Source organism: Pseudomonas sp. BAV 4579, from assembly GCF_009765395.1.
Lineage (GTDB): Bacteria > Pseudomonadota > Gammaproteobacteria > Pseudomonadales > Pseudomonadaceae > Chryseomonas > Chryseomonas aestiva.
Genome location: NZ_WHOV01000007.1, coordinates 1 through 25,825, shown reverse-complemented (window position 1 = coordinate 25,825; position 25,825 = coordinate 1). Strand labels below are relative to the sequence as shown.

The following is a 25,825-nucleotide window of genomic DNA, read 5'->3' as shown; positions in this document are numbered from 1 at the left end:
CCACCTCGATGGACGCGCCGGCCTTGACCGCCATGGCGTTGGCCACGCCGGCCAGGGCCAGCACCGAGCCCACCGAGAGGTCGATGCCGCCGGTGATGATCACCGCCGTCGCACCGAGGCCGAGAAAGGCGATGGAGGTGACCTGCAAGGCCACGCTCATGCCGTTGCCCATGGTGAGGAAAGCACTGCTCATGGAGGAAAACACCGCGATCAGGGCCAGCAGGCTGACCAGGGCGCCAAACTTCTGCAGGAATTCTTTTTGTTTTTCGGTCATTTCTCTGTCTCGCTCGACACGCGTGGGCGAGCTGCCGTCAATGCGACGTGCAGCCGGAGGCGTAGTGCATGATCTGGTCCTGGGAGGTGGCCCGGGTCTCGACGTCACCGGTCAGGCGACCTTCGTGAAAGACCAGGATCCGATCGCTCATGCCGAGCAATTCCGGCAGCTCCGAACTGATCAGGACGACACCGATGCCCTGGGCCGCCAGCTGGTCCATCATTTCGTAGATAGCGTACTTGGCGCCGACGTCGATACCCCGGGTGGGCTCGTCGAAGAACATGATCCGGGCGTCCCGGAACAGCCATTTGCCGATGATGATCTTTTGCTGGTTGCCGCCCGAGAGGTAGCGGGTGACCTTGTCGATCGAGGGCGTGCGGATGTCCAGCCGCCGCACGTAGTCCTGGGCGACGCGCGCCTCCTCTTTGAAGCGGATGAAGCCCAGCGGCCCGCAGAGGGCATCCAGATTGGCCAGGGTCAGGTTGTGCGCCAGGGTCATCTTGACCGCCAGGCCGTCCTTCTTGCGGTCTTCGGACAGGTAGGCGATGCCCTGGTCGATGCCGTCGCGCGGACTGCGGATAGTGACCGCGCGGCCGTTGATCTCCACCTCGCCGGCATCCAGCCGATCGGCGCCAAAGATCGCCCGGGCGATCTCGGTGCGCCCGGCGCCCATGAGGCCGGCGAAGCCGAGGATCTCGCCGCGGCGCAATTCGAAGCTGATGTCCTGGAAGACCCCCTTGCGGCTCAGGCCCTGCGCCCGCAGCAGCACCTCGCCGGTGGGCACCGAGGTGCGCGGCGGGAATTTCTCGTCGAGGGAGCGCCCGACCATGCCCGCCACTATGGCGTCGACACTGGTGTCGGCAAAGCGCTGGGTGGAGACGTAGCGACCGTCACGCAGGATGGTCACCCGGTCGACGATGTGGCGCATCTCGTCCAGCCGGTGGGAGATGTAGAGCATGCCGACGCCACGCGCCTTGAGGTCCTGGATCACCTTGAACAGCGCCTGGGTCTCGCTTTCGGTCAGCGAGGAGGTTGGTTCGTCGAGGATGAGCACCCGGGCGTCCAGCGACAGCGCCTTGGCGATCTCCACCATCTGCTGCTGGGCCACCGACAGCTTGGCCACCGGGGCGCGGGGGCTGATGGCCACGCCCAGGCGGGCCAGGCAGGCTTCGGTGTCCGCCTGCATCTTGCGTCTGTCGATCAGGCCGAAGCGCACCGGTTCGCGGGCCAGGAAGATGTTTTCCGCCACCGTGAGGTGGGGCACCAGGTTGAGTTCCTGGTGAATGATGGCGATGCCGACCTGCTCGGCTTCCGACACCGACTTGAAGTGCCGCTCTTCGCCCAGGTAGCGGATCCGCCCCTCGTCCGGCGGCTGCTGGCCGCTGACGATCTTCATCAGGGTGGACTTGCCGGCGCCGTTCTCGCCGCAGATGGCGTGGACTTCACCCGGGTAGAGGCTGAGGCTGACGTCATTGAGGGCCACGACGCCGGGAAAGCGCTTGGAAATGTTTTCGAGCGTCAGGCAGGGCGCGGGCGCGGCCGCTACAGGGCCGCCACCTTCGCCGCGGAGCGATGGGGTATCCAGCATGGTGCTCTCTCTTGTTGTTGTTCTAGGGTCGTTGCCCTATGTGAGATCCATGGCAGGGAAAGCTACACCCCCGTTCGAATACCTGGCAAGACCAATTTGATTTTTTCAAATTGGTCTTGCCAGGTTGGGGTCGGATTCGCGCGTTGCTCGCAGGCCCGGCGGGGGCAGTCCTCACTAAGGCGGAGGCTTTCGCTACAGCGACGAGGCGTACGAGGCGGGAAAATGAAAACGGCCACAGGCAAGGCTGTGGCCGTCTTGATCGAGTGCCGTGGTCAGAGGCGTCGGGGGGACCGCCGGACTCGTCGCCTGCCGCTCTGGGCGAGGCGACCAGCGGACAGGGCTGACGCCTTGCTCAGGCAGGAGCCGCGTCAGGCTTGAGTTCGAGGCGCTCGAAGCGGCGGGCGAGCACGGTGTAGGCGAAGATCCCCAGCACGCCATGGGCGGCGACGAACCAGAGCGCCAGGTCGAAGGAGCCGGTGCGGGCGAGCACCAGCCCGATCACCACCGGGGTGACGATACCCGCCAGATTGCCCAGGCCGTTGAAGACGCCACCGCTCAGACCCACCATGCTCTTCGGCGCCGTATCGGACAGCACCGCCCAGCCGACGGCGGCCAGGCCCTTGCCAAAGAAGGCCAGCGCCATCAGCGCGATGACCGTGGCATTGGCCTCGGCGAAGTTGCAGAGCACCAGGGTGGTGGAGAGTGCCATGCCGGTCACGAAGGGGATCTTGCGGGCCAGCGACGGGTGGGTCCCGCGGCGTATCAGGTAGTCGGACAGCATCCCGCCCAGCACGCCGCCGCTGAAGCCGCAGATGGCCGGCAGCGCCGCGACCCAGCCGGCCTCCATGATGGTCATGCCGCGGCCCTTGATCAGATAGATGGGAAACCAGGTGATGAAGAAATAGGTGAGGGCGGTGATGCAGTACTGACCCAGGTAGATGCCCCACAGCGTCCGCTGGGTGAACAGTTGCATGATCTGCCGCCCCTTGGGTCTTTCCCGCTGGCTGATGCGCTGCTGCTCCAGATCGACCAGGGCGCCCCCGTCGCGCATGGTCGCCAGTTCCGCGGCGGTCAGGCGGGGATCGCTCAGCGGCTCGCGGTAATAGGCGAACCACACCAGGGTCAGCAGCAGGCCCAGGGCGCCCATCCAGAGAAAGACGAGCTCCCAGCCGAGGGCGTGGGTCAGCCAGGCCATCAGCGGGGTGAACACCACCACCGCCATGTACTGGGCCGAGTTGAACAGGGCCGAGGCCGTGCCGCGCTCACGGGTCGGAAACCAGCAGGACACGATGCGGTTGTTGGCCGGGAAGGCGGGTGACTCCACCAGGCCGAGCATGAACCTCAGGCAGAACAGCGCGACCGCCGCCGAGGCGCCGGCGAAACCCAGGCCGCCTACCGTGCCCTGGAGCAGGGTGAACACCGACCACAGCAGCAGGCTGCAGCCATAGACTCGCCGCGCGCCGAAGCGATCCAGCAACCAGCCGCCGGGGATCTGGCCAAGGGCGTAGGCCCAGGCGAAAGCCGAGAAGATCAGGCCCAGGGCCATGGGGTCGATGCCCAGCTCGGCGATCACCCCGGTACCGGCGATGGAAAGGGTCGCCCGGTCGGCATAGTTGATGACGGTGACCAGGAAGATCAGCGCCAGCACCGCGTAGCGATGGCGGCCGAGGGCGGTGGTCGCGTTGGTAGCGGTAGCGGTAGTGGCGAGCGGCGAGGTGAGGGTCTTGCTGGGCATGTCTGGGGCGCCTCCATGTTGTTATTGTGCAGGGCGACAGGCGGCTGCCTAGCCGACGGCGGCTTCGCTGGCGAAGCACTCGGCGAGGTGGCGCAGGACGATCTCGCCCATGGCCAGGCGGGTCTGCTCGGTCGCGCTGGCGCGGTGTGGTTGCAGCACGACGTTGTCGAGATCCAGCAGGGCCGGCGGGACGTGGGGCTCATCGGCGAAGACGTCCAGGCCGGCGCCGGCGATGCGGCGTTCCTGCAGCGCCCGTACCAGGGCCGGTTCATCCACCAGCTTGCCGCGGGCGACGTTGATGAAATAGCCCTGGGGTCCCAGCGCCTCCAGCACCTCCGCGGTGATCAGCACCCGTCCCTGATCGGCCGAGGCGGCGAGGATCAGCGCATCGCTGTCCCGCGCCAGGGCGAGCAGATCCGGCTCGTGGCGATAGGGGAGCTGGGGTTGTGCCTGGGGATCGGTATAGGCGATCCGCATGTCGAAGGCCGCGGCGCGCCGGGCGATCGCCCGACCCACCTGGCCCAGACCGATGATGCCCAGGCGGATACCCGTCACCTTGCGCGCCAGCGCCTGTGCCGTCTGGTCCCACTGGCCGTTCCGGACCAGCCGTTCTCCCAGGCCGAGGTCGCGCAGGGTCATCAGCAGCAGACCCAGCGCCATGTCGGCGACATCATCAGTCAGGACTCCGGGTGTCGTGGTGACCTGAATACCGCGCCGCGCGGCTTCGCCCAGGTCGACGGCATCGGTCCCCACCCCGGCGACGGCCACGATCTCCAGCCTGGGCAGGCGATCCATCAGCCGCTTGGCGCAGCCTTTGGCGCCGCCGGTGACGACCCCGCGAATACGGGGGCCGACCTGGTCCAGCAGCGCCTCGGGATCCTCGGCGAGATCGAGCCGGTGGATCTCGTAGACAGCCCGGAGCCTGGCATCTATGGGGGCGGGTACGGCCTGGGTAAGCAGCAATGCGGTCATGGTATGGTCTGATCCTTTGCCGGATGTTGCCGCCGAGCATAGGAACTGCATCGATATACGTTTAACATAGATACTGGATGGATTGATGCGCGGATTGAATCGTGGAATTACATCAGTTGCGCTGCTTCGTCGCCGTCGCGGAGGAGTTGCACTTTGGCCGCGCCGCCCGGCGGCTGTTCATGACCCAGCCGCCGCTGCGTCGGCAGATCCAGCTGCTGGAACGTGATCTCGGCGTCCAGTTGCTGGAGCGCTCCAACCGCCAGGTACGCCTCACCGCGGCGGGCGTCGGCTTCCTGCGCGACGCCCGGCACGTCCTGCTGTTCGCCGAGCGGGCGGGAGAGACCGCCCGCAGCCTGGCGCGGGGCAGCAGCGGCCGGCTCAGCCTGGGCTTCACCGCCGTCGCGGGTTATCGCCTGATCCCCGAGCTCGTGCGACACCTCCAGGGCGCCCTGCCGGAAGTGGATCTCGTACTGCAGGAACAGGTCACCACCGACCAGACCGAGACGCTGGCCGCGCAGATGATCGACGTGGGTTTTCTACGCCAGCTGGCGCCGCGCGGACCGCTGCGGGGAGAGCGGGTCTGGCGGGAGCCGCTGCTGCTCGCCTTGCCTCTTGGCCATCCGCTGGCGGCACAGCGGGCGGTGTCGGTGCGGGCGCTAGAACAACAGCCCTTCGTCATGTATTCGCCCGGCGAAGGTCGCTATTTCTACGACAGCATCGCCGGCCTCTTCGCCAGTACCGGTGTCCGGCCACGCTTCGTTCAGCACCTGGGCCAGACCCATTCCATCCTGGGCCTGGTCCGCGCCGGGGTTGGCGTCGCCTTGTTGCCGGCATCGGCGGCGCATCTGCACGTCGATCAGGTCTGCTTCCGCCCGCTGACGGACGCCGAACTCCATGCGGAGGTCTGGATGGCCTGGCGGGAAGACAACAGCAACCCCGCCTTGCCACTCTTTTTGCACCAGGCGCGCCGCTACTTCACCCGCGATCCGGGGTCCGCGGAGGCGTCCTAGCGCACGGGCGCAGCCGCGCCGGCACGCGCCGGGCGGGCGTCGCGGAAGCTGACCAGAAAGGCCAGCCGCACGCCCAGGGAGAACACCGCCGGGAACAGCCAGATGCCCTGCCAGTCGTGGCCGGCAGCGCTGGCATAGTGATCCGAGACCATCCCGGCCACCCGAAAGCCGACCAGCATGCCCACGCCATAGGTGGCCAGGGTGATCAGGCCCTGGGCCGCACTCTTGTCTGCCGCGCCGGCCTTGGCGTCGGTATAGATCTGCCCGGAGACGAAGAAGAAGTCGTAGCAGACCCCATGCAGGGCGATGCCCAGCAGCAGATAGGCGAGGGCGTCACCCTGGGCGCCCAGGGCGAAGCAGCCATAGCGCACCGCCCAGGCCAGCATCCCCACCAGCAGGGTGCGCTTGAGGCCGAAGCGGCGGATGAACAGCGGCAGGAGCAGCATGAAGCCCACCTCGGACACCTGGCCGAGGGTCATCATCCCGGTAGGGTTGGCCACCCCCAGTTCGGCGAGAAAGAGGTTGGCGTTCTGGTAGTAGAAGGCCAGCGGAATGCAGATCAGCACCGAGGCGGCAAAGAACACCGCGAAGCTGCGGTCCTTGAGCAGGCGCAGGGCGTCCAGGCCGAGCATCGCGCCCAGTCCGCCGCGGGTGGCCGGCAGCGGCGCGGTACGCGGCAGGCTGAAGCTGTAGAAACCGAGGAGGAGGGAAGCCGCGGCGCCCAGCAGGAAGGTGTTGCGCAGGGCACCGGCGGCGATGCCGCTGCGGCTGTCCCAGGCGAAGACGAAGCTGATCGCCAGGCCGGCGGCGATCCAGCCCAGGGTGCCCCAGACGCGGATCCTGGCGAATTGCCGGGCCGGATCGGCCAGGTGGCGGAAGGCCACGGAATTGGCCAGCGCCAGGGTCGGCATGTAGCAGAGCATGTAGGCCAGCACCAGCGGATAGAAGGTGGTGAAGTCAGCCGCCGCATAGAGCTGATAGAGCAGCACCGCACCGGCCAGGTGCAGCAGGCCGAGGATGCGCTCGGCGTTGAAGTAGCGATCGGCGATCAGGCCGATCACGAAGGGCGCCAGGATCGCGCCCCAGGACTGGGTGGCGAAGGCCTGGCCGATCTGGCCGCCATTGGCGCCCAGGGTGTTGCCGAGAAAGGTCGCCAGGGTGACGAACCAGCTGCCCCAGATAAAGAACTGCAGGAACATCAGGGTGCTCAGGCGAAGCGAAAGTGCGTTCATCGTCGTTTCCTTGTTGTGGGTTATGTGACGAAAAAACGAAGGGGGTCCTTACTCCAGGCCGAGCATTCGCCGATTGCGCGCCGGATCGGCGTCGCTGCCGGCGAAGTCGTCGAAGGCGCGGGTGGCCGGCTGGATCAGGTGACGCTGGATGAAGGGCGCCCCTTCCGCCGCGCCCTGGGCCGCGTCCTTGAGGCAGCACTCCCATTCCAGCACCGCCCAGCCGTCGAAGCCGTACTGGGTGAGCTTGCTGAAGATGGCGCCGAAATCGACCTGGCCGTCGCCCAGGGAACGGAAGCGCCCCGGCCGCTCGGCCCAGTCCTGGTAGCCGCCATAGACGCCGCTGCGCGCATCGGGACGGAATTCCGCGTCCTTGACGTGGAACATGCCGATGCGTGCGTGATAGCGGTCGATGAAGCCCAGGTAGTCCAGCTGCTGCAGGACGAAATGGCTGGGGTCGTAGAGGATCCGCGCCCGGGGATGGTCGTCGACCGCCGCCAGGAAGCGCTCGAAGGTGGCGCCATCGTGCAGGTCCTCGCCGGGATGCAATTCGAAGCAGAGGTCGATCCCTTCTTCGCCGTAGACGTCGAGGATGGGGCGCCAGCGCCGGGCCAGCTCGGCGAAGCCTTCGTCCACCAGACCCGCCGGACGCTGCGGCCAGGGATAGACATAGGGCCAGAGCAGGGCGCCGGAAAAGCTCGCCACCGCCGTGAGGCCGAGGCGGCGGCTGGCCTTGGCGGCCAGCTTGAGCTGCTTGACCGCCCAGGCCTGGCGCTCTTCCGGGCGGCCGCGCAGCGCCGGCGGGGCGAAGGCGTCGAAGGCCTCGCTGAAGGCCGGATGCACGGCGACTAGTTGTCCCTGCAGGTGGGTGGAGAGTTCGCTGATGGCCACTCCGGCATCGGCGCACTGCCCGAGCAGTTCGTCGCAGTAGTCCTGGCTGGCGGCGGCGCGTTCCAGATTCGGGCACTGGGGGCCCAGCGTCGGCAGCTGGATGCCCCGGTAGCCGAGGTCCGCCGCCCAGCGCGCCAGGTTGGGCAGGGTGTCGAAGGGCGGCTGGTCATCGAGAAACTGGGCGAGAAAGATCGCCGGGCCCTTGAGGCCGGGACGAGCGTTGGCGGCCATGTTCAGGCTCCTGGGGTCGGTAAGGGGGTCCAGGCGCCCTGGCGCCGATGGCTGGCCAGGGCGGTTTCGATAAAGGCCAGCCCGCGCCAGCCCGTCTGGATGCCAGGCAGGCCCGGCGCGGGATCGGTGGGATCGCGAATGGCCGCGGCCAGCTGGCGATAGAGATTGGCCAGGGCTTCGAGATAGCCCTCCGGGTGCCCGGCGGGCAGGCGCAGGCGCTGCTGGGTGCCGGCACTCAGCCAGGGCAGGCCGAGGCCGGCGCGCAGGTCCTGCGGCGGTTGGTCGAGGCTGCGCTGCAGCAGGCTGTTGGGCTCCTGCTGCCGCCATTCCAGACTGCCGCGCTCACCGTAGAGGCGGATGCGCAGGCCATTTTCCTCGCCAATGCACACCTGGCTGGCCAAGAGGCTGCCGCTGGCGCCCGCGGCGGTCTCGAACAGCACCATGACATCGTCGTCCAGCCGCCGACTGGGCAGGTGGCTGCGCAGCTGGGCACTGAGGCGGGTGATGGGCTGGCCGCCGATGAATTCGGCGAGGCTGAAGGCATGGGTGCCGATGTCGCCCAGGCAACCGCCCGGGCCGGAGGCGGCCGGATCGTCGCGCCAGGCCGCCTGCCGATTGCCGGTGGCGGCCAGGTCCTGGGCGAGCCAGCCCTGGGGGTATTCCACATGGATCTTGCGCAGGGCCCCCAGCTCTCCGCGGGCGACCCGCTCACGGGCCTCCCATACCAGGGGATAGCCGAGGTAGCTGTGGGCCAGGGCATAGCGCAGGGGCAGGGCGGCCAGCGTGTCCGCCAGGCGCTGTACCTCGGCCAGCGAGATGCCCGCGGGTTTTTCCGAGAAGACGTGGAAGCCGGCGCTCAGAGCTGCCTGGGCGATGGGCACATGGAGGTCGTTGGGCGTGACGATCACCAGCAACTCGACCCGCTGCTCGGGGGGTAGCCGGGCTTCATTGGCCAGCAGGGTCTGCCAGGAGGCATGGACCCGCGCGGGCGCCAGACCGAGTTCCCGTCCGGTCGCGGCGTTGTTGGCGGGATCACGGCTGAAGGCGCCGCAGACCAGTTCGAATGCGCCATCCAGGGCCGCTGCGCGTCGGTGGGCCGCGCCGATGAAGGCGCCCTGGCCGCCACCGATCATGCCGTAGCGGACCTTGCCGCCGGTTTCCGCCTGCATCCTCTTGCCCTCAGTTTATTATTGTCTTGAGTGTAACCGGTTACATTTGCGGGTATTTGGAGCCCGTGGCGGTCGTTAGTCAAGCGCCTGGCGGACGTACGGCTTGCCCGTACGCCGGGCTTTGCGCACAGTGACAGCCTTTCCCCGCTCTCCGAGGCCGCATGTCCAACATCCGCAGGGTCGCCGAACTGGCCGGGGTATCGGTCGCTACCGTGTCGCGCACCCTGAAGAATCCCGAGGTGGTGGCGCCAGCGACCCGCGAACGGGTGCAGGCCGCCGTGACCGCAGCCAACTACCGGCCCAACGGGATGGCGGTGCAATTCCGTTCGCGACGCACCGGCAATCTGGTGGTGCTGGTGCCGCTGATCGCCAACAGCTTCTTCGCCCGCGTCATCACCGGGATCCAGCAGGCGGCCCAGGCGGCGGGGTATCGGGTGCTGCTGTGCGATACCGCGGGGGACGAGGCCCGCGAGCGCGAGTATGCCGAACTGGTCTATGCGCGGCAGGCGGACGGGGTGATCCAGTTGCGCGCCTTCGATCCCTTCGCCGGTGACCCCGACGCACCGCCGGTGGTGAATGCCTGCGAGGTGCTCGCCGAGCACACCTGGCCCAAGGTGCGGCTGGACAACCGTGCCGCCGCCCGCCGCCTGACCGAACACCTGCTGGCGCTGGGTCACAGGCGCATCGCCCTGATCAAGGGCCCGGAAAGCAGTCCGCTGACCCTGGAGCGCCTGGCCGGTTACCAGGAGGCGTTCACCCAAGCCGGCATCCCGCTGGACCCGGATCTGCTGCACCCGGGCGATTTCACCCTGGCCGCCGGCGCCGCCGCGACCAGGACGCTGCTGGCGCTACCGGAACGGCCCACCGCGCTGTTCTGCTGCAGTGACGAGATGGCGATCGGCGCCCTGCAAAGTCTTCGCGGCGCGGGCCTGCGGGTGCCCGAGGACCTATCGCTGGCGGGCTTCGACGACATCGCCTTCGCCGCCTACAGCGATCCCCCGCTGACCACCATCGCCCAACCGGCGGAGGCCTTCGGCCAGCGAGCGGTGGCCCTGCTGCTGGAGATCCTCAGCGGCGCGGCGCCGACCACCCGGGAGGTGGTGCTGCCCTTCGAACTGGTGGTGCGAGGGAGTACCGGGGTCTGCCGCGACCGCTGACACTCGGGCGCGGCAGAGCCGGCTAGCGTCGCTCGGGTGGTCCGGGATCGCGCCGGACAGTTCGTCGCCCTGGAACACGGCGGCCGCTGCCCGCTAATGCGGCTCGGTCGCCAGCCTAACGGCGACTTCCTCGACCAGCTGGATGGTTTCTGCCGTCAGGGCTTCAAATTGAAAGAGGATGTCCTGCAATTCCGGGCTGCCCATATCCACTTCGCGGAGCTGATCGATTCTTCGCGTCAGCAACCGGTGAATGTTCAACAGGCAATCGCGGTCGGGATTGTCGGGTATGGCGAGGCGGCTGCTCATCCTTGTCTCCGTGTTAACTGACCACCGTGACCCTCGATATCGTCTGGCAAGCGGGTTTGTTGAGGTGGTTCGTCGCCGACGACGTGCGTCAGAATGCGGCTTTCAGGGGTTGACACGGCACCGCGGATAGCCGGGGACGGGTGATGGACGCTAGTCACCCTTCCTGCGGAACCGTCGTGAATGATTCGGCGAAATCCCAAGCCAGGCTCGACGTTGATAGCACCCAGACCGTCAAGGGTTCAGGGGCAGGATTTCTTCGCTCGACGAACCAGCGCTTCGCGTCAGGTCTGGCAAACGTCCGCTATCCGGGCTTTCAACAGATTCGCCAGCTCATCGAAGAGGATCTGCACCGAGCGCAGCGACAGATTGTCCGGGCGGGTCAGCAGCCAGATATCGGTGTCGCAACAGGGCAGCGCCGGACCCAGGCGCTCGACGCCGTCCAGACTGCTGATCATGAAATCGGGGAGGGCGGCCACCCCGAGACCGGCGCCGACCAGGCTGCCGACCGAGGACATGCTGCTGCAGCGATAGCGCGGGGTGAGGCTGGGGTAGGCCTGGCGCAGCCAGGTGACCGAGACGTGATCGGCGAGGGAATCATCCGGGGCGATCCAGGGCAGTTCGGTGGCCAGCTGGCCGTAACCGGCGCGATAGCGCTCGTGACCGCAGACGAAGTAGGAGCTGCGACCGAGCCGGCGGCCGATCAGGTGTTCCGGCGGGGCGTTGGACAGGCGCAGGGCGATGTCCGCATCCCGCCGGCTCAGGCTGGCGAAGGTGTTGGAGGTGGCGACGTCCAGGGCGACCGCCGGATAGCGCGGCATGAGCTCGGCGAGCCCCGGCAGGAGCAGGCTGCGCAGCACGGCATCGGTGCAGGTCAGGCGGACCGTGCCGCTGATGACGTTCTCGCCCTGGGTGAGGGCAATACGCGCCGCCTCCAGCGCCTGTTCGGCGCGCTCGGCCTGTTCGGCGAGGGCCTTGGCGCTCTGGGTCGGGGTGTAGCCGCGGCGGGTCTTGTCGAACAGCGCCACCTGCAGATTGGCTTCGAGCTTGCGGATGGCGCGAAAGACCGTGGAGACGTCCACCTGCAACTGCTCGGCAGCCCTTGCCAGGGTCCGGCCACGCACCAGGGCGAGGATCAGCTTGAGATCGGCATGGCCTATCTGATATTGCATCCGTGCATTCTTCCTTTGCCGATTCGCCGATATGGGTTGCGCTCATGCCAATTTATACTGGCCCAGCCCGTCGAGGGCAATCAGGTGGAAGGGCGGACCTTGGCCAAGAGGTCGGCGCCTGCAGCAGCCACCGCCCACAGCCACGCTGCCAGACCCGCACGAGCAAGCACAACCAAGCGGGCCAGCGTCAAGGATGCCTCCCATGAATTCGATATCCCCCCGCGTCGTCCAGCTCACCGAAGCCAACGGCTTTCTCAAGGAGCACCCGGAAATCCAGTACGTCGATCTGTTGATCACCGACATGAACGGCGTCATCCGGGGCAAGCGCGTCGAGCGGGCCAGTCTCTCCAAGGTCTATGAGCGCGGCATCAATCTGCCGGCCTCGCTGTTCGCCCTGGACATCAACGGCTCCACGGTGGAAAGCACCGGCCTGGGGCTGCACATCGGCGATGCCGATCGCACCTGCTTTCCCATCCCCGGCACCCTGAGCTACGAGCCCTGGCAGAAGCGCCCAACCGCGCAACTGCTGATGACCATGCACGAGCAGGACGGCTCGCCGTTCTTCGCCGACCCGCGCGAGGTGCTGCGGCGGGTGGTGAAGAAGTTCGACGACCTGGGCCTGACCATCTGCGCCGCCTTCGAACTGGAGTTCTATCTGATCGACCAGGAGAACGTGAACGGCCGGCCGCAGCCGCCGCGCTCGCCGATTTCCGGCAAGCGACCGGTCTCCACCCAGGTCTATCTGATCGATGACCTGGACGAGTATGTGGATTGCCTGCAGGACATGCTCGAAGGCGCCAAGGAGCAGGGGCTGCCGGCCGATACCATCGTCAAGGAATCCGCGCCGGCGCAATTCGAGGTCAACCTGCATCACGTCGAAGACGCCATCAAGGCCTGCGACCATGCGGTGCTGCTCAAGCGGCTGATCAAGAACATCGCCTACGACCATGAGATGGATTCCACCTTCATGGCCAAGCCCTATCCCGGTCAGGCCGGCAACGGTCTGCACGTACACATCTCGCTGCTGGACAAGCAGACCGGGCAGAACATCTTCGCCACCGCTGATCCCGAGCACCATGCGCCGCTGCGCCATGCCATCGCCGGCATCCTGGAAACCCTGCCGGCGTCGATGGCCTTCCTCTGTCCGAACGTCAATTCCTATCGCCGCTTCGGTGCCCAGTTCTATGTGCCCAACGCCCCGAGCTGGGGCCTGGACAACCGTACCGTGGCGGTGCGTGTGCCCACTGGCAGCAGCGAGGCGATCCGCATCGAACACCGCGTCGCCGGGGCCGACGCCAATCCCTATCTGATGATGGCCTCGATCCTCGCCGGCATTCATCACGGCATGACCCAGCGCCTGGAGCCCTGCGCTCCGGTCAGCGGCAACTCCTACGAACAGCTCGAACAAAGCCTGCCGAACAACCTGCGCGATGCCTTGCGCCGGCTGGACGACAGCGCGGTGATGAATCAGTACATCAGCCCCGAGTACATCGACATCTTCGTCGCCTGCAAGGAGGCCGAGCTGGAGGAGTTCGAGACCACCATCTCCGATCTCGAATACAACTGGTATCTGCATACCGTCTAGGAGGCGTGATCATGACCGTGCTGACGCAACAGGATTGGGAGCAGCGCGCCCAGGCATTGACCGTCGAAGCCCGCGCCTTCATCGACGGCCGCTACCAGGCCGCCCTGGGCGGCGCGACCTTCGATGACCTGAGTCCGGTGGACGGTCGCCACCTGGCGCGGGTGGCCAGTTGCATGGCCTAGGATGCCGAGCTGGCGGTGCGGGCCGCCCGGGCGAGTTTCGCGCGGGGCGACTGGGCGCATCAGGCGCCGGCGCAGCGCAAGCGGGTGCTGATCGCCTTCGCCGAGCTGTTGCTGGCCCATGCCGAGGAACTGGCCCTGCTGGAAACCCTCGACATGGGCAAGCCGATCAGCGACTCGCTCGCCATCGACGTGCCGGCGGCGGCCAATGCCCTGCGTTGGAGCGCCGAGGCCATCGACAAGGTCTATGACGAGGTGGCGCCCACTCCGCGCGATCAGCTGGGCCTGGTGACCCGCGAACCGGTAGGCGTGGTCGCGGCCATCGTGCCCTGGAATTTCCCCTTGATGATGGCCTGCTGGAAGCTCGGGCCGGCGCTGGCCACCGGCAATTCGGTGATCCTCAAGCCGTCCGAGAAATCGCCGCTGACCGCCATCCGTATTGCCGCCCTGGCGCTGGAGGCCGGCATTCCGGCGGGGGTGTTCAACGTGCTGCCCGGCTACGGCCACACCGTCGGCCAGGCGCTGGCGCTGCATCCGGACGTCGACACCCTGGTCTTTACCGGTTCCACCCGCATCGCCAAGCAGCTACTGGTCCATGCCGGCGAGTCGAACATGAAGCGCGTCTGGCTGGAGGCGGGCGGCAAGAGTCCCAACATCGTCTTTGCCGACGCCCCGGACCTGGCTGCCGCCGCCGAAGCGGCCGCGGCGGCCATCGCCTTCAACCAGGGCGAGGTGTGCATCGCCGGCTCGCGCTTGCTGGTCGAGCGCTCGATCAAGGCGCGCTTCCTCGCCCTGGTGGCTAAGGCGCTGCAGGCATGGGCGCCGGGCCATGCCCTGAATCCCGACACCCGCGTCGGCGCCCTGGTGGACGAGGGCCATCTGCGCACCGTGCTGGGCTTCATCGACGCCGGCCGCGCCGAGGGTGCGCGACTGGTGAGCGGCGGCGCGCGGGCCCTGAGCGAAACCGGCGGCAGCTACGTCACTCCGACCCTCTTCGACGGGGTGGACAATGCCATGCGCATCGCCCGGGAAGAGATCTTCGGCCCGGTGCTGGCGGTGATCGACTTCGATGACGAAGAAGAGGCCGTGCGCATCGCCAACGACACCCCATATGGCCTGGCCGCCGCCGTCTGGACCCGTAACCTTTCCCGCGCCCATCGCGTGGCCCGCGCCTTGCGTGCGGGCAGTGTCTGGGTCAACCAGTATGATGGCGGCGACATGACGGCGCCCTTCGGTGGCTTCAAGCAGTCCGGCAACGGACGCGACAAGTCGCTGCACGCCTTCGACAAATACACCGAACTCAAGGCGACCTGGATCAAGCTCTGAACAGGCGCGGCGGCCCGGGCGTTCGCGCCGGAGCCGCAGGCAGAGGACTCTCACCATGCAACAACACGTCGGCAGTTACTACGCGGCTTCGCGCAATCTCCACACCGAATACCCTGCGCTGCAAGGCAGTGTCGACAGCGACGTCTGCGTCATCGGCGCCGGTTACACCGGGCTTTCCACCGCGCTGTTCCTGCTGGAGCACGGCTTCAGCGTGACGGTGCTGGAAGCGGCGCGGGTCGGCTTCGGCGCCTCCGGGCGCAATGGTGGCCAGATCGTCAACAGCTACAGCCGCGACATCGATACCATCGAACGCCAGTTGCCGCCCAGGCAGGCGCAACTGCTGGGCGAGATGGCCTTCGAAGGCGGGCGCATCATTCGCGAGCGCATCGCCCGCTACGACATCCAGTGCGACCTGAAGGACGGCGGCGTCTTCGCCGCCCTGACCGGCAAGCAGCTCGGTCACCTGGAAGCCCAGCAAAAGCTCTGGGAGCGCTACGGCCATACCCAGCTGCAACTGCTCGACAAGGCCGGCATCGGCAAGGTGGTCGGTACCGAGCGCTATCTGGGTGGCCTGCTGGACATGAGCGGCGGCCATATCCATCCGCTCAACCTGGCCCTGGGCGAGGCGGCGGCCGTGGCGTCTCTGGGCGGCAAGATTTACGAGCAGAGCGCGGCCGTCCGTATCGACCGTGGCGCCAATCCGGTGGTGCACACCGCCAATGGTCAGGTGAAGGCACGCTTCGTGGTGGTGGCCGGCAACGCCTACCTGGGCGGGCTGGTGCCGGAACTGGCCGCCAAGTCCATGCCCTGCGGCACCCAGGTGCTCACCACCGAGCCGCTGTCCGAGGACATGGCGCGCAGCCTGCTGCCCCAGGACTATTGCGTGGAGGACTGCAACTACCTGCTCGACTACTTCCGCCTCAGCGCCGATCGCCGGCTGATCTACGGCGGGGGCGTGGTCTATGGCGCGCGGGATCCGGCGGACATCGAGGCGATCATCCGGCCGAAGATGCTGCAGACCTTCCCGCAGCTCAACGGCGTGAAGATCGACTTCACCTGGACCGGCAACTTCCTGCTGACGCTGTCGCGCCTGCCCCAGGTGGGTCGCCTCGGCGACAACCTCTACTACTCCCAGGGCTGCAGCGGTCACGGCGTCACCTATACCCACCTGGCGGGCAAGGTGCTGGCCGAGGCCCTGCGCGGCCAGGCCGAGCGCTTCGATGCCTTCGCCGGCCTGCCGCACTATCCCTTCCCGGGCGGGCAGCTGCTGCGCGTGCCCTTCACCGCACTGGGCGCGACCTACTACCAGCTGCGCGATCGCCTCGGTATCTGACCCTGTCCGCCCGCCGCGTACCGGCGGGCTCTCTGGAGATAAGCCATGTCCCCTATGCCCCTGATCGGCGTGACGGCGTGCCGGCAGACGCTCGGCAAATACGATTCCCATACCGTCGGCGACAAGTACGTCGAGGCGGCGGGTCATGCCGGCCTGCCGGTGGTGCTGCCGGCGCGCAGCGTGCCGAGCGATCCGCAGGCGCTGCTGGCGCACCTGGACGGCCTGCTGTTCACCGGCTCGCCCTCCAATGTCGAGCCCCATCACTACCAGGGACCGGCGAGTCTCGCCGGCACCCAGCACGATGCCGCCCGCGACGCTTACACCCTGCCGCTGCTGCGCCTGGCCATCGACCGCGGCATCCCGGTGTTCTGCATCTGCCGCGGCTTTCAGGAGCTGAACGTGGCCCTCGGCGGCAGCCTGCACCAGCGGGTGCAGGATCTGCCCGGGCATGACGACCATCGCGAGCCCCAGAGCGAGCTGCTCGCCGAGCAGTACGCGCCCACCCATCCGGTCGCGGTGCCGCCCGGTGGGGTGTTCGAGCGCCTCGGCCTGCCGGCCAGCTTCCAGGTGAATTCGCTGCACAGCCAGGGCATTGATCGCCTGGCGCCCGGGCTGCGCATCGAGGCCCAGGCGCCGGATGGCCTGGTGGAAGGGGTATCCCTGGCCGACGCCCCGGGCTTCGTCGTCGGCGTGCAGTGGCATCCCGAGTGGAATTTCCGCGACAACCCCGAATCCCTGGCGCTGTTGGACGCCTTTCGCGACGCCTGCCAGCGCCATGCCGCCGCGCGCTAGGCACCTTGCCGCCTACGCCGGACTCTGAATAACAATTCCAACCGCAGGGCAGAGACCTATGACTGAACAGCGCAAGGGCACGCCGGCCGGCGGCTCGGACACCGCCGGGCCAGCAGCCCTGGCCGATCCGTCCGCCAAGGGCCTGGCCGCCGGCTCCCTGGGGCTGCTCGCCTGCGTGGTGCTGGGCATTTCCACCATCGCCCCCGTCTACACCCTGACCGGCGCCCTGGGCCCGACCGTGCGCGAGGTGGGCGTCTATCTGCCCGCCGTCTTCATCGTCGGGTTCCTGCCGATGCTGCTGGTGGCCCTGGGGTATCGCGAGCTGAACGCGGTCGATCCGGACAGCGGCACCTCCTTTACTTGGTCCACCTGCGCCTTCGGACCCATGATCGGCTGGATCGGTGGCTGGGGGCTGGTGACGGCCACCACCATCGTCCTCTCCAACCTCGCTGGCGTGGCGGTGGACTTCTTCTACCTGTTCCTTGCCCAGCTCAGCGGCCGGGCGGAGCTGGCCGCGCTGTCGCAGCACCTGCTGGTGAACGTCGTCACCTGCTGCGTGTTCATCGCCATCGCGGTCTGGATCAGCTGCCGCGGCATCGGCATGACCATGAGCGTCCAGTACGGCCTGGTGGCCCTGCAGCTGCTGGTGCTGATCGGCTTTTCCCTGGCGGCCTTCAGCGCCGCGCCGCAGGCGGCGCCGGTGGTCTTCCACCCGGAGTGGTTCAACCCCTTCAACGTCGAATCCTTTTCCGCCTTCGCCGCGGGGCTGTCGCTGTCGATCTTCATCTTCTGGGGCTGGGATGTCTGCCTGACGGTCAGCGAAGAGTCGGTGGGCAGCCAGAAGGTGCCAGGGCGGGCGGCCACGGTCACGGTGCTGCTGATCCTGCTGCTGTATCTCTTCACCGCCGCGGCGACCCTGCAATTCGCCGGCATCAGCGAAGCCGGTCTGGGCCTGGGCAATCCGGAGATCCAAGAAAACGTCTTCGCCCACCTGGCCGGCCCGGTCATGGGGCCGCTGGCGATCCTGATGTCCATCGCGGTGCTGGCCAGTACCGCCGCCTCGCTGCAGTCCACTTTCATATCCCCGGCCCGCACCCTGCTGGCGATGGGGTACTACGGCGCGGTGTCGCGGCGCTTCGCCCACATCTGCCCGAGATCGCGCAGGCCGCGCTATGCCACCGTTGCCGCCGGCATCGCCACCGGCGGCTTCTATGTGGTCATGCGCATCCTCAGCGACAACGTCCTGGCCGACACCATCACCGCCCTGGGCATGATGATCTGCTTCTACTACTCGCTGACCGCCTACGCTTGCGTCTGGTATTTCCGCCGCAGCCTGTTCGCCAGCCTGCGCCATGCGCTGCTGCGCGGCCTCTGTCCGCTGCTCGGCGCCCTCATCCTTTCGGTGATCTTCTGGCAGACCGCCCTCGCCAGCCTCTCGCCGGAATTCGGCAGTGGTTCCCACCTCGGCGGCATCGGCCTGGTGTTCATCATCGCCGTGGTGATCCTGGGGCTGGGTCTGGCGCTGATGCTGTTCGCCCGCTGGCGTGCGCCGGCGTTCTTCCAGGGCGAGACGCTGGAGGCGGTCCCGCACCAAGGCTGAGGAGGCGGGCAGGGCGCCCGCCCCCAGGCTCAGTGACCCATGACCGCTGAACCGCTCGCCCGGGTGCCGGCGGGAAAGCCGTGGCGTCGGGCACTGGTGGCGATGGCCAGGGCGCCCAGCGCCAGCGCCACCACGGCCCAGCTCAGGGCCTGGGGGCCGATGCCTTCCAGCAACAGTCCGCCGAGGATGCCGCCCCCGGCGATGGCACTGTTCCAGGTCACCACGTTCATTGCCAGGGCGGCATCGGCACCACTTCCGGCGGTATCCGCCAGGGCGGTCTGCAGCAGGGTGGCCGCGCCGCCAAAGGTCAGGCCCCAACCGAAGACGCCCAGGTACTGCAGCGGCGCCGAGTCACGATTGAGCCCCAGCAGCAGCGCGATCGCGGCGAAGCCGGCAAGACTCACCAGCACGGCCCGCCGCAGGCTGTGATCGACGATGCGCCCGGTGATCCAGATCCCCGCCAGCGAGGCCACCCCGAAGGTCAGCAGCACCCGGTCGACCTGATCGCCCAGGCCGGCCTGGGCGATGAAGGGCGCGATATAGGTGTAGAGCAGGTTGTGGGCCAGCATCCAGGTAAAGACCACGCCGAGGATGGCGCGAATGCCGGGCGTGGCGAACACCTCGCGCAGTGGCAGGCGCTGGCCTTCGGTCTGCCCCGGATAGTCGGGCACCTTGGCCAGGACCCAGACGATCAGGCCCAGGGTGAGGGCGGACATGCAGGCGAAGGCCAGCCGCCAGCCCAGCAGACCACCGAGCCAGGTCCCCAGGGGCACGCCCAGCGACAGGGCGACCGGCGTGCCGATCATGGCGATGGCCATCGCCCGGCCTTGCAGGCGCGACACTACCAGCCGCCGGGCATAGCCGGCCAGCAGACTCCAGGCCAGGCCGGCCGCGGCCCCGGCGGCGAAGCGGGCGACCAGGGTCAGCGCATAGCTGGAGGAGAGCGCGGTGAGGGTGTTGAACAGCAGAAAGCCCAGGATGGTCGCCAGCAGCACCCGGCGCCGCCGCCAGCGCGCCGTGGCCAGGGTGAGGGGGATGGCGGCGGTCAGCGAGCCGGCGGCATAGGCGGTCACCGTCTGCCCGGCCAGGGCAGGGGAAACCTGGAGCCCCTGGGCGATCTCGGGGAGCAGGCCGGCGGGGAGGGTCTCGGTCATGATGCAGATGAAGCCGGTCATGGCCAGCGCCAGCAGCGCGGCTACTGGCAGGCGTTCAGGATCGGGGGTCGCGGTCACGGGTAGGTTCCTTAGATATGTATCGATCGGTATATATCTAAGCAGCAGGTGCTCTGGCTGGTCAATGAATTCTGTATCGTCTAGTATAAAAATCGAATCTGACGAGGAGTATGGCTGTGGCTCAGGTGGGGCGTCCGCGGTCCTTCGACCGCACCCAGGCAATCGATGACGCGCTGCTGCTGTTCTGGCGCTATGGCTATGAGGCGACCTCCCTGAGTCGGCTTAAGGCGGCAATCGGCGGCGGTATCACCGCGCCCAGCTTCTATGCGGCCTTCGGTTCGAAGGAGGCGCTGTTCAAGGAGGTGGTCACCCGCTACATGGAAACCCATGGCCGGGTGAACGATCCGCTGTTCGACGAGACCCTGGCCCCGCGGGAGGCGATCGCCGCGGCCCTGTCGCGCTCGGCGCGGATGCAGTGCGATGAGCGCCTGCCCAAGGGTTGCCTGGTGGCGCTCGGCACCCTGGGCTCCTATGCGGAGGAGGACTCCAGCCTGCCGTTGCCCCTGCGCGAGGCCCGTGCCCGGATCCGCGCCGGCCTGCTGGCCTGCGTCGGGAGCGGCATCGTCCGCGGCGACCTTGCGCAAGGCACCGACCCTCATGCCCTGGCGACGCTGTTCGAAGGCTTTCTGCTGGGCATCTCGCCCATGGCGCGGGATGGGGTGGCATTGCCGGTCATCGAAGGCGCCATCGCGATGGCGATGACGCTGTGGGACGCTCATCGGCCGTGATCGCACGAGGGTGGCGTCAGGGCGCCTGCCGTTCTCCGCTGGGCGCAGCCGGCAAGGGGTCTACCAGCGCGATGCGGTCGATGACGTCCTGATAGGGGACGAGATCGAGAAAGGCCTCGACCTGGGTCGCCCGTACCCCGTCCATCCTGAAGATCCAGACGTATTCGTTGCGATAGGGCGCGCCATCGCGCGCGGTGGCCGTGCCCCTCCAGCGCACCACGACCTGGTCTTCGCTCGCCCAGATGCCCTGGACCCGAGGCACGATGGGCGTGGCCAGGCGTTGCGCGAAGGGGCGTACGGCGCGTTGCAGAAAGTCCTCGCGACCGTGGTAGGTGCCCGCCGCCGGTCCGCTGCCCCGGATGGTCCAGACCACCGTGGGTGAGAGCAGGTCGTCGAACAGACTGCCGCGGCCCGCGCTCCAGTTCGCGAAGGCCCGCTCGACCAGGCGCTGGTTGCGTTCAGGGGTGGCTTCGGCGGCTGCGACACCGCTCCAGGGACCGCTCAGGACAGTGAGGGACAGCAGCAGGCTGCCGGTAAGACGCTTGGCTGGATTCATGGCGATACGCTCGCAGAGGACGGGATGAGGTGGGCAGCGGCGCCGGCGAACGGCACCTGCCTGTAACCCACCTTAGGCCGCTGGCGGCGGCCGCATAACCGCCGCGCGACTGGACACTCCGGTTAGCGCGCCTTAACGCCAGAGGTCACGAGCCGGGCGGTCGCCGCCTACGCCATTTCCGCTCAACCCACCAGTGGCGGCGTCCGCGGCGGTACCTGGCGCCTGGAGCCGGTCGCCTCGTAGGCGGCGGCCAGGCGCAGCAGGTTGGTGTCGTCATAGGCGCGACCGGCGAAGGTCAGGCCCACCGGCATGCCGATGTCGGCCATCACGCCCATGGGCACGGTCACGGTCGGTACGCCCAGGTGGCGGATGGCGAGGTTGCCGTTGGCGACCCAGACGCCATTGCTCCAGGCGATGTCCGCCGAGGCCGGATTGATCTCGGCATCCGCCGGGGCCACGTCGGCCACGGTGGGAAAGAGCACCGCGTCCAGGCCCTGGGCCTCCAGCCAGTCTTCCAGGTCCAGCTTGCGCGTCCGTTCCAGGCCGCGCAGGCCATCGGGGAGGCTGGTGATCTGCTCCAGGGTCTTGAGCCCCCGCTCGGCCATGCGCACGTATTCGGCCATGCCGGCGGCCAGGTCGCCTTCCCGATTGGGCAGGGTGCCGGGTTCGTGGGGAAAGATCAGCTCGCCCTCGACGTCCACCAGGCGATTGAGCCGGGGATCGTTGTTGTCGCGCAGGAAGGTGTCGAAGCCCCAGGCGGACAGGTCCCAGAGTTCGTCATGGAGAAACTCTTTGGCGACGATCCCGCGGTTGAACACCGTGGGCGCGCCGGGGCGGTCGCCTTCGCAATTGGAAACCAGCGGGAAGTCCACCTCGATCACGCTGGCGCCGGCGGCTTCCAGCGCCGCGCGGGCCTGTTCCCAGAGGGCGATCACCGAGTCGCGGGTCCGAATGCGCTGACCGGTGGGGCCACCGATGCCGGGACTCTCGCTGGTGCCGGCGTCCGGGTCCTGGTTGATGAACATGCGCGGCACGCCCAGGCGCTTGCCGGCCAGGGCATTGGGACCGGTGGCCAGGGCCGGATAGGATGCCGGGCGTACCGCCGAGGCCGGTGGCAGCGGCACCCAGGGCTGCAGGCGCCAGAGGTCGCCGGAGGTGTCGGGATCGTCCGCCACCACCACGTCCAGCACCTCCAGCAGATCGGCCATGGTGCGGGCATAGGGCACCACCACGTCCATGGTCGGTGTCAGCGGCCAGTTGCCTCGTACCGAGATGATCCCGCGCGAGGGGGTGTAGGCGCATAGGCCGTTGTTGGACGCCGGCCCGCGCCCGCTGGACCAGGTCTCCTCGGCCAGGCCGAAGGCGGCGAAGCTGGCCGCGGTGGCGGTGCCGGCGCCACTGGAGGAGCCGGAGGCGAAGGGCGCGGTCAGGTAGCCGGCGTTGTAGGGACTTTCGGCGCGGCCATAGACGCCGCGCTGCATGCCGCCGTTGGCCATGGGCGGCATGTTGGTCTTGCCCAGGCAGATGGCGCCGGCGGCGCGCAGCCGTTCGACGGTGAAGGCGTCGCGCTGGGCGACCAGGTCCTTGAAGGCCGGACTGCCGGAGGCGGCGGTGAGGCCCTTGACCAGGTAGCTGTCCTTGGCGGTGTAGGGGATGCCGTCCAGCGGTCCCAGGGTCTCGCCGCGGGCGCGGCGACGGTCGGACGCAGCGGCTTCGGCCAGGGCCTCGGGGTTGCGCACCACCACGGCGTTGAGCGCCGTGGCGCTGGCGTGCGGGTCGTAGGCGTCGATCCGGGCCAGGTAGGCCTCGACCAGTTGCACCGCAGTGGTCTGGCCGGTTTCGAGTGCGCGACGCAACTCGGCGATGGAGCGTTCGGTAACTTCGATCATGGTGGGTCGCCGTTGAGGATTCCGCGGTCCGGGGGCGGCGGCTGCCAGGGCTCCCGGGAGAAAAAAGCACCGGTGCAGTGTACACCCGAAGCCTACCGGCTTCTGATTGCGCCCGCGCATGGAGGCCTTGCCGGACCGCCCATGCAGGTTGGCCTGGCGACCTCTATCCTTGGCCTGAATTGAACCTCTTCGCCATGCCTGGCGGCGATCGGCAACCGGAGTCGAGCATGTTGAAACGCCTGAGCAACGAGCGCACGGTGCTGCGCTTTTCCATTGCCGTCACGGTGCTGCTGGCGGTCGTGGGTATCGCCTTCGGGGTGCTGTCCGGCTCCTATGCCATCGTCTTCGACGGCTTCTATTCACTGACCGACGCCTTCATGAGCGGCGTGGCGCTGCTGGTGGCTATGCTGATCCACCGGCATGCGCAGGAACCGGAGGGCGATCGGCGGCTGGCCGAGCGCTTCAACATGGGTTTCTGGCACCTCGAACCCATGGTCCTGGCCCTCAACGGCAGCGTGCTGTGCATCGTGGCCTGTTATGCGCTGGTCAACTCGATCATCAGCCTGATGAGTGGCGGCAAGGCCCTGGCATTCGGCATGGCCCTGCTCTATGCGCTGGTCGCGGCCCTGAGCTGCTTCGGTTTCGCCGCCCTGGTGCACCGGCTGAACCGCGACATCCAGTCGGACTTCCTCAGACTCGACATCAAGAGCTGGATCATGTCGGGCAGCATCTCGGCCGCCCTGGTGGTGGCCTTCCTGGTTGGCGCCCTGGCCCAGGGGACGGCCTATGCCTGGATCACGCCCTACATCGATCCCCTGGTGCTGTCGATCATCTGCGTACTGATCATTCCGATACCGCTGAAGCTGGTCTGGCAGGCCTTCAGCGAGATCCTCATGGTGACCCCGCCAGCGCTCAAGCAGCAGGTCGATGAAGTCGCCCGGGGCATGGTCACGCGCTTCGGCTTTCTCGACTATCGCGCCTATGTGGCCAAGGTCGGGCGGGCGCGGCAGATCGAGCTGTACTTCATCGTGCCCCTGGGGTGGCCGGCCAAGACCCTGGACGAATGGGACGCCATGCGCGACCAGATCGGCGAGGCCATCGGTGGCGAGGGGCCGGACCGCTGGCTGACCATCGCCTTCACCACCGATCCGGCCTGGTCGCGCTAGCGCCGCATTGCTAGCGCACCGCGCAGAGGCGTTCGACGTCCGCGGCCAGTTGCTGGAGGACGACGCGGTCTTCGGCCTGGCCGAGGATGGCCTCGGCCCGGGCCAAGGCCAGGCGTGAATGCCGCAGGCACTCGCGCCTGATCCGCGCATCACCCTGGACCGCCAGGCGCGCCAGGGCTTTCTGCAGGCGCATGCCCACTTCCACCAGCGGCGCCGCATCGCGCCCCACCGGCAGGAAGAAGTCGTCGAACAGATCGTCCAGCGCCAGGTCCGGCACCTCGATCCGCGGATAGCGAGGCTCGACCGGCTCGCGTCTTTCGGTGAGGGCGGTCAGCAGCCGTTGCGCGCGACCGAGGATGGCGATGGCGGTGCCCGAGTCGCTGCGGGAGGGCACCAGCGCCCCGGTGGCGATCTCGCCCAGTACCGTCAGGCCGAAGCGCGGATCCTGGTCGTGTACCCGGCGGGCATCCAGGGTAAAGGCGGCGCGCAGGCGCTCGTCCTTTTCCGCGGGCAGGTCCTCGACCCAGAGCAGCGGCTGCGCCGGATCGAGGAAGGCGCCGGGCAGGGCGGCCAGGCGCAGGCGACCCTGGTCGCCGCAGAGGTCCGCCAGCAGCGGCATGTCCACCCGTTGCAGATAACCGGTGCGGTCGGCCATGACCGGGCGGCCACGGGCGGGCTCATCGACGGGCGCCGCCACCCCGCCCAGGTACGGGAGGCTGAGCCAGCGTTGCAGACTGTGTTGGGCGGCGTCTTCGATGCTGTCGCTGGTGGCGTCCAGTTGGCCCAGCCGCGACAGATGGTCGATCCAGCGCAGCAGGGTGAAGACGATCAGCAGGATCACCACCAGGGTCACGGCAAAGAGCACCACCCGGCCGTTGTCGCCGTAGAGGCCGGTGCTCAGGGCGATGATGCCGACCAGGCTGAACAGGAAGGAGCCGAGAAAGGTCGCCAGGGCGTTCTGGGTGGTGCTGTCTTCCAGCAGCAGCGGATAGGCACGGGGCGTCACGCTGCTGGCGGCGGCGTTATAGGCCGTCACCATGGTGCTCAGCGAAAAGGTGGTCACCGCCAGCATGCTGCTGGCGATGATGGTGAGGATCTTGTCGACGGCATCGGCGCCGACCTTAGCCGGCAGCGTCGCCGGGATATGGTCACGCAGCAGCAGGGCGAGGAGAGCCGTCGCCACCCCGGCGACCGAGAGCAGCGTGGCGCGAAACCACAGGCGTCGCTGGAATCCGCGCAGGACCCAGCCCAGGCGGGCCAGCACCGGCCGTCAGCCCATGGCCGGCGGGACGGGGGTGGCGCTCAGCTGGGCGAGACGCTGGTCGGCCTGTTGCCTGAGCTTGTCGCGCATCTGCCGCGTGGCCTCGCGGGCATCGCCGGATTTCAGGCCGTTGCGATCGGCGTCCACGGTGGTGAGCACCGCGCCTAGGGCGCCATGCACCAGGCGGCCGCCGGCCAGGGTGTCGCTGCGCAGCGGTTCGACGGTGAGCGGCGTGGCGATGACGGCGAGATCCAGGGCTTCCAGGCACAGTTGGGCGGTGGCGATGGGGATCTGCACGGCGTTGGCCGCGGCCAGGTTGAGCGCCTGCTGGCGGCGTTCGCCCGCCGCGGTGGCGCCGCTGGCCTGGCGATCGGCTTCCAGATAGTTGGCGAAGGCCTGGACGTCGGCATCGGCGCAGGTGCTCAGCGCCTCCTGCAGGCGCTCGCC

At 68.0% G+C, this 25,825-nt stretch carries 21 protein-coding genes and 2 pseudogenes; 9 read left to right on the top strand and 14 right to left on the bottom strand.

The features are described 5' to 3' along the window. The 4 genes and pseudogenes from GSQ95_RS03195 to GSQ95_RS03180 all read right to left on the bottom strand — a co-directional run. Positions 1-274 (bottom strand): annotated as a pseudogene (locus GSQ95_RS03195) (ABC transporter permease); the annotation flags it as partial. Positions 275-311: 37 nt separating this feature from the next. After that, a complete protein-coding gene (locus tag GSQ95_RS03190; protein WP_158897074.1) occupies positions 312-1,862 on the bottom strand; it encodes a sugar ABC transporter ATP-binding protein in 1,551 nt (516 codons plus the stop codon). Positions 1,863-2,214: 352 nt separating this feature from the next. After that, positions 2,215-3,597, bottom strand: coding sequence for an MFS transporter (locus GSQ95_RS03185; RefSeq protein ID WP_158897073.1), 1,383 nt, complete (start codon positions 3,595-3,597; stop codon positions 2,215-2,217). Between the two features lie 48 nt (positions 3,598-3,645). After that, the gene (locus GSQ95_RS03180; RefSeq protein WP_158897072.1) at positions 3,646-4,569 is read right to left on the bottom strand and encodes a 2-hydroxyacid dehydrogenase; all 924 of its coding nucleotides are present in this window, start codon (positions 4,567-4,569) and stop codon (positions 3,646-3,648) included. Positions 4,570-4,670: 101 nt separating this feature from the next. Here GSQ95_RS03180 and GSQ95_RS03175 point away from each other — a divergent pair, with 101 nt between their 5' ends. Continuing rightward, entirely contained in the window at positions 4,671-5,579 is a 909-nt protein-coding gene (locus GSQ95_RS03175) for a LysR family transcriptional regulator (RefSeq protein WP_218580187.1), read from the top strand. Here GSQ95_RS03175 and GSQ95_RS03170 read toward each other — a convergent pair. From GSQ95_RS03170 to GSQ95_RS03160, 3 genes are read right to left on the bottom strand one after another with little or no spacing between them, the layout of a single operon-like run. After that, complete coding sequence (locus tag GSQ95_RS03170; protein ID WP_158896669.1) at positions 5,576-6,811, bottom strand: MFS transporter; 1,236 nt, start codon at positions 6,809-6,811, stop codon at positions 5,576-5,578. The genes GSQ95_RS03175 and GSQ95_RS03170 overlap by 4 nt on opposite strands. Positions 6,812-6,859: 48 nt before the next feature. Beyond that, positions 6,860-7,930, bottom strand: a complete 1,071-nt coding sequence (locus GSQ95_RS03165; RefSeq protein ID WP_158896670.1) for a sugar phosphate isomerase/epimerase — start codon at positions 7,928-7,930, stop codon at positions 6,860-6,862. Positions 7,931-7,932: 2 nt separating this feature from the next. Then, a complete protein-coding gene (locus GSQ95_RS03160; protein WP_158896671.1) occupies positions 7,933-9,099 on the bottom strand; it encodes a Gfo/Idh/MocA family protein in 1,167 nt (388 codons plus the stop codon). Positions 9,100-9,260: 161 nt separating this feature from the next. On the opposite strand from GSQ95_RS03160, the gene GSQ95_RS03155 reads away from it, so the two are divergent. Continuing rightward, the gene (locus tag GSQ95_RS03155; protein ID WP_158896672.1) at positions 9,261-10,256 is read left to right on the top strand and encodes a LacI family DNA-binding transcriptional regulator; all 996 of its coding nucleotides are present in this window, start codon (positions 9,261-9,263) and stop codon (positions 10,254-10,256) included. A 93-nt stretch (positions 10,257-10,349) separates the two neighbouring features. Here the strand turns inward: GSQ95_RS03155 and GSQ95_RS03150 are convergent, their stop codons facing one another. Next, positions 10,350-10,562: a hypothetical protein gene (locus GSQ95_RS03150; protein WP_158896673.1), complete on the bottom strand. Its 213-nt coding sequence runs from the start codon at positions 10,560-10,562 to the stop codon at positions 10,350-10,352. Between the two features lie 281 nt (positions 10,563-10,843). After that, positions 10,844-11,731, bottom strand: a complete 888-nt coding sequence (locus GSQ95_RS03145; RefSeq protein WP_158896674.1) for a LysR family transcriptional regulator — start codon at positions 11,729-11,731, stop codon at positions 10,844-10,846. 202 nt (positions 11,732-11,933) lie between these two features. Between GSQ95_RS03145 and GSQ95_RS03140 the strand changes: the two genes are divergently transcribed. The 5 genes and pseudogenes from GSQ95_RS03140 (at position 11,934) to GSQ95_RS03120 (ending at position 18,546) form a co-directional block, all read left to right on the top strand. Further along, complete coding sequence (locus GSQ95_RS03140; protein WP_158896675.1) at positions 11,934-13,316, top strand: glutamine synthetase family protein; 1,383 nt, start codon at positions 11,934-11,936, stop codon at positions 13,314-13,316. Positions 13,317-13,327: 11 nt separating this feature from the next. After that, positions 13,328-14,821, top strand: a pseudogene (locus GSQ95_RS03135) (aldehyde dehydrogenase). 55 nt (positions 14,822-14,876) lie between these two features. Further along, on the top strand, positions 14,877-16,154 hold the full coding sequence (locus tag GSQ95_RS03130) for an FAD-binding oxidoreductase (RefSeq protein WP_158896676.1): 1,278 nt from the start codon (positions 14,877-14,879) through the stop codon (positions 16,152-16,154). Between the two features lie 45 nt (positions 16,155-16,199). Continuing rightward, positions 16,200-16,946: a gamma-glutamyl-gamma-aminobutyrate hydrolase family protein gene (locus tag GSQ95_RS03125; protein ID WP_158896677.1), complete on the top strand. Its 747-nt coding sequence runs from the start codon at positions 16,200-16,202 to the stop codon at positions 16,944-16,946. Between the two features lie 58 nt (positions 16,947-17,004). Then, entirely contained in the window at positions 17,005-18,546 is a 1,542-nt protein-coding gene (locus GSQ95_RS03120; RefSeq protein ID WP_158896678.1) for an APC family permease, read from the top strand. Positions 18,547-18,575: 29 nt separating this feature from the next. Here GSQ95_RS03120 and GSQ95_RS03115 read toward each other — a convergent pair whose 3' ends face one another. Beyond that, complete coding sequence (locus tag GSQ95_RS03115) at positions 18,576-19,721, bottom strand: MFS transporter (RefSeq protein ID WP_178118492.1); 1,146 nt, start codon at positions 19,719-19,721, stop codon at positions 18,576-18,578. Positions 19,722-19,894: 173 nt separating this feature from the next. On the opposite strand from GSQ95_RS03115, the gene GSQ95_RS03110 reads away from it, so the two are divergent. After that, on the top strand, positions 19,895-20,506 hold the full coding sequence (locus GSQ95_RS03110; protein WP_158896807.1) for a TetR/AcrR family transcriptional regulator: 612 nt from the start codon (positions 19,895-19,897) through the stop codon (positions 20,504-20,506). Positions 20,507-20,522: 16 nt separating this feature from the next. Here the strand turns inward: GSQ95_RS03110 and GSQ95_RS03105 are convergent, their stop codons facing one another. Both GSQ95_RS03105 and GSQ95_RS03100 read right to left on the bottom strand, forming a co-directional pair. After that, positions 20,523-21,062 carry a nuclear transport factor 2 family protein gene (locus GSQ95_RS03105; protein WP_158896804.1) on the bottom strand — a complete coding sequence of 180 codons (540 nt, stop codon included), beginning with the start codon at positions 21,060-21,062 and terminating at the stop codon, positions 20,523-20,525. Between the two features lie 182 nt (positions 21,063-21,244). Next, positions 21,245-22,951, bottom strand: a complete 1,707-nt coding sequence (locus tag GSQ95_RS03100) for an amidase (RefSeq protein ID WP_158896805.1) — start codon at positions 22,949-22,951, stop codon at positions 21,245-21,247. 227 nt (positions 22,952-23,178) lie between these two features. Here GSQ95_RS03100 and GSQ95_RS03095 point away from each other — a divergent pair, with 227 nt between their 5' ends. Further along, positions 23,179-24,117, top strand: coding sequence for a cation diffusion facilitator family transporter (locus GSQ95_RS03095; RefSeq protein WP_158973742.1), 939 nt, complete (start codon positions 23,179-23,181; stop codon positions 24,115-24,117). Positions 24,118-24,127: 10 nt separating this feature from the next. On the opposite strand, the gene GSQ95_RS03090 is transcribed toward GSQ95_RS03095, so the two are convergent. Next, on the bottom strand, positions 24,128-25,381 hold the full coding sequence (locus GSQ95_RS03090; RefSeq protein ID WP_158895329.1) for a DUF2254 domain-containing protein: 1,254 nt from the start codon (positions 25,379-25,381) through the stop codon (positions 24,128-24,130). A 6-nt stretch (positions 25,382-25,387) separates the two neighbouring features. Then, positions 25,388-25,825: cyclodeaminase/cyclohydrolase family protein (locus GSQ95_RS03085; RefSeq protein WP_158973740.1), on the bottom strand; the 438-nt coding region annotated here is incomplete at its 5' end.

Excerpts from the sequence above, each read along its gene's own strand:
- GSQ95_RS03150 (WP_158896673.1), bottom strand. The coding sequence starts at position 10,562 with ATGAGCAGCCGCCTCGCCATACCCGACAATCCCGACCGCGATTGCCTG.
- GSQ95_RS03125 (WP_158896677.1), top strand. The coding sequence starts at position 16,200 with ATGTCCCCTATGCCCCTGATCGGCGTGACGGCGTGCCGGCAGACGCTC.
- GSQ95_RS03095 (WP_158973742.1), top strand. The coding sequence starts at position 23,179 with ATGTTGAAACGCCTGAGCAACGAGCGCACGGTGCTGCGCTTTTCCATT.
- GSQ95_RS03160 (WP_158896671.1), bottom strand. The coding sequence starts at position 9,099 with ATGCAGGCGGAAACCGGCGGCAAGGTCCGCTACGGCATGATCGGTGGC.
- GSQ95_RS03145 (WP_158896674.1), bottom strand. The coding sequence starts at position 11,731 with ATGCAATATCAGATAGGCCATGCCGATCTCAAGCTGATCCTCGCCCTG.
- GSQ95_RS03170 (WP_158896669.1), bottom strand. The coding sequence starts at position 6,811 with ATGAACGCACTTTCGCTTCGCCTGAGCACCCTGATGTTCCTGCAGTTC.
- GSQ95_RS03190 (WP_158897074.1), bottom strand. The coding sequence starts at position 1,862 with ATGCTGGATACCCCATCGCTCCGCGGCGAAGGTGGCGGCCCTGTAGCG.
- GSQ95_RS03180 (WP_158897072.1), bottom strand. The coding sequence starts at position 4,569 with ATGACCGCATTGCTGCTTACCCAGGCCGTACCCGCCCCCATAGATGCC.
- GSQ95_RS03185 (WP_158897073.1), bottom strand. The coding sequence starts at position 3,597 with ATGCCCAGCAAGACCCTCACCTCGCCGCTCGCCACTACCGCTACCGCT.
- GSQ95_RS03155 (WP_158896672.1), top strand. The coding sequence starts at position 9,261 with ATGTCCAACATCCGCAGGGTCGCCGAACTGGCCGGGGTATCGGTCGCT.
- GSQ95_RS03115 (WP_178118492.1), bottom strand. The coding sequence starts at position 19,721 with ATGACCGGCTTCATCTGCATCATGACCGAGACCCTCCCCGCCGGCCTG.
- GSQ95_RS03165 (WP_158896670.1), bottom strand. The coding sequence starts at position 7,930 with ATGGCCGCCAACGCTCGTCCCGGCCTCAAGGGCCCGGCGATCTTTCTC.
- GSQ95_RS03105 (WP_158896804.1), bottom strand. The coding sequence starts at position 21,062 with ATGAATCCAGCCAAGCGTCTTACCGGCAGCCTGCTGCTGTCCCTCACT.
- GSQ95_RS03130 (WP_158896676.1), top strand. The coding sequence starts at position 14,877 with ATGCAACAACACGTCGGCAGTTACTACGCGGCTTCGCGCAATCTCCAC.
- GSQ95_RS03120 (WP_158896678.1), top strand. The coding sequence starts at position 17,005 with ATGACTGAACAGCGCAAGGGCACGCCGGCCGGCGGCTCGGACACCGCC.
- GSQ95_RS03100 (WP_158896805.1), bottom strand. The coding sequence starts at position 22,951 with ATGATCGAAGTTACCGAACGCTCCATCGCCGAGTTGCGTCGCGCACTC.
- GSQ95_RS03140 (WP_158896675.1), top strand. The coding sequence starts at position 11,934 with ATGAATTCGATATCCCCCCGCGTCGTCCAGCTCACCGAAGCCAACGGC.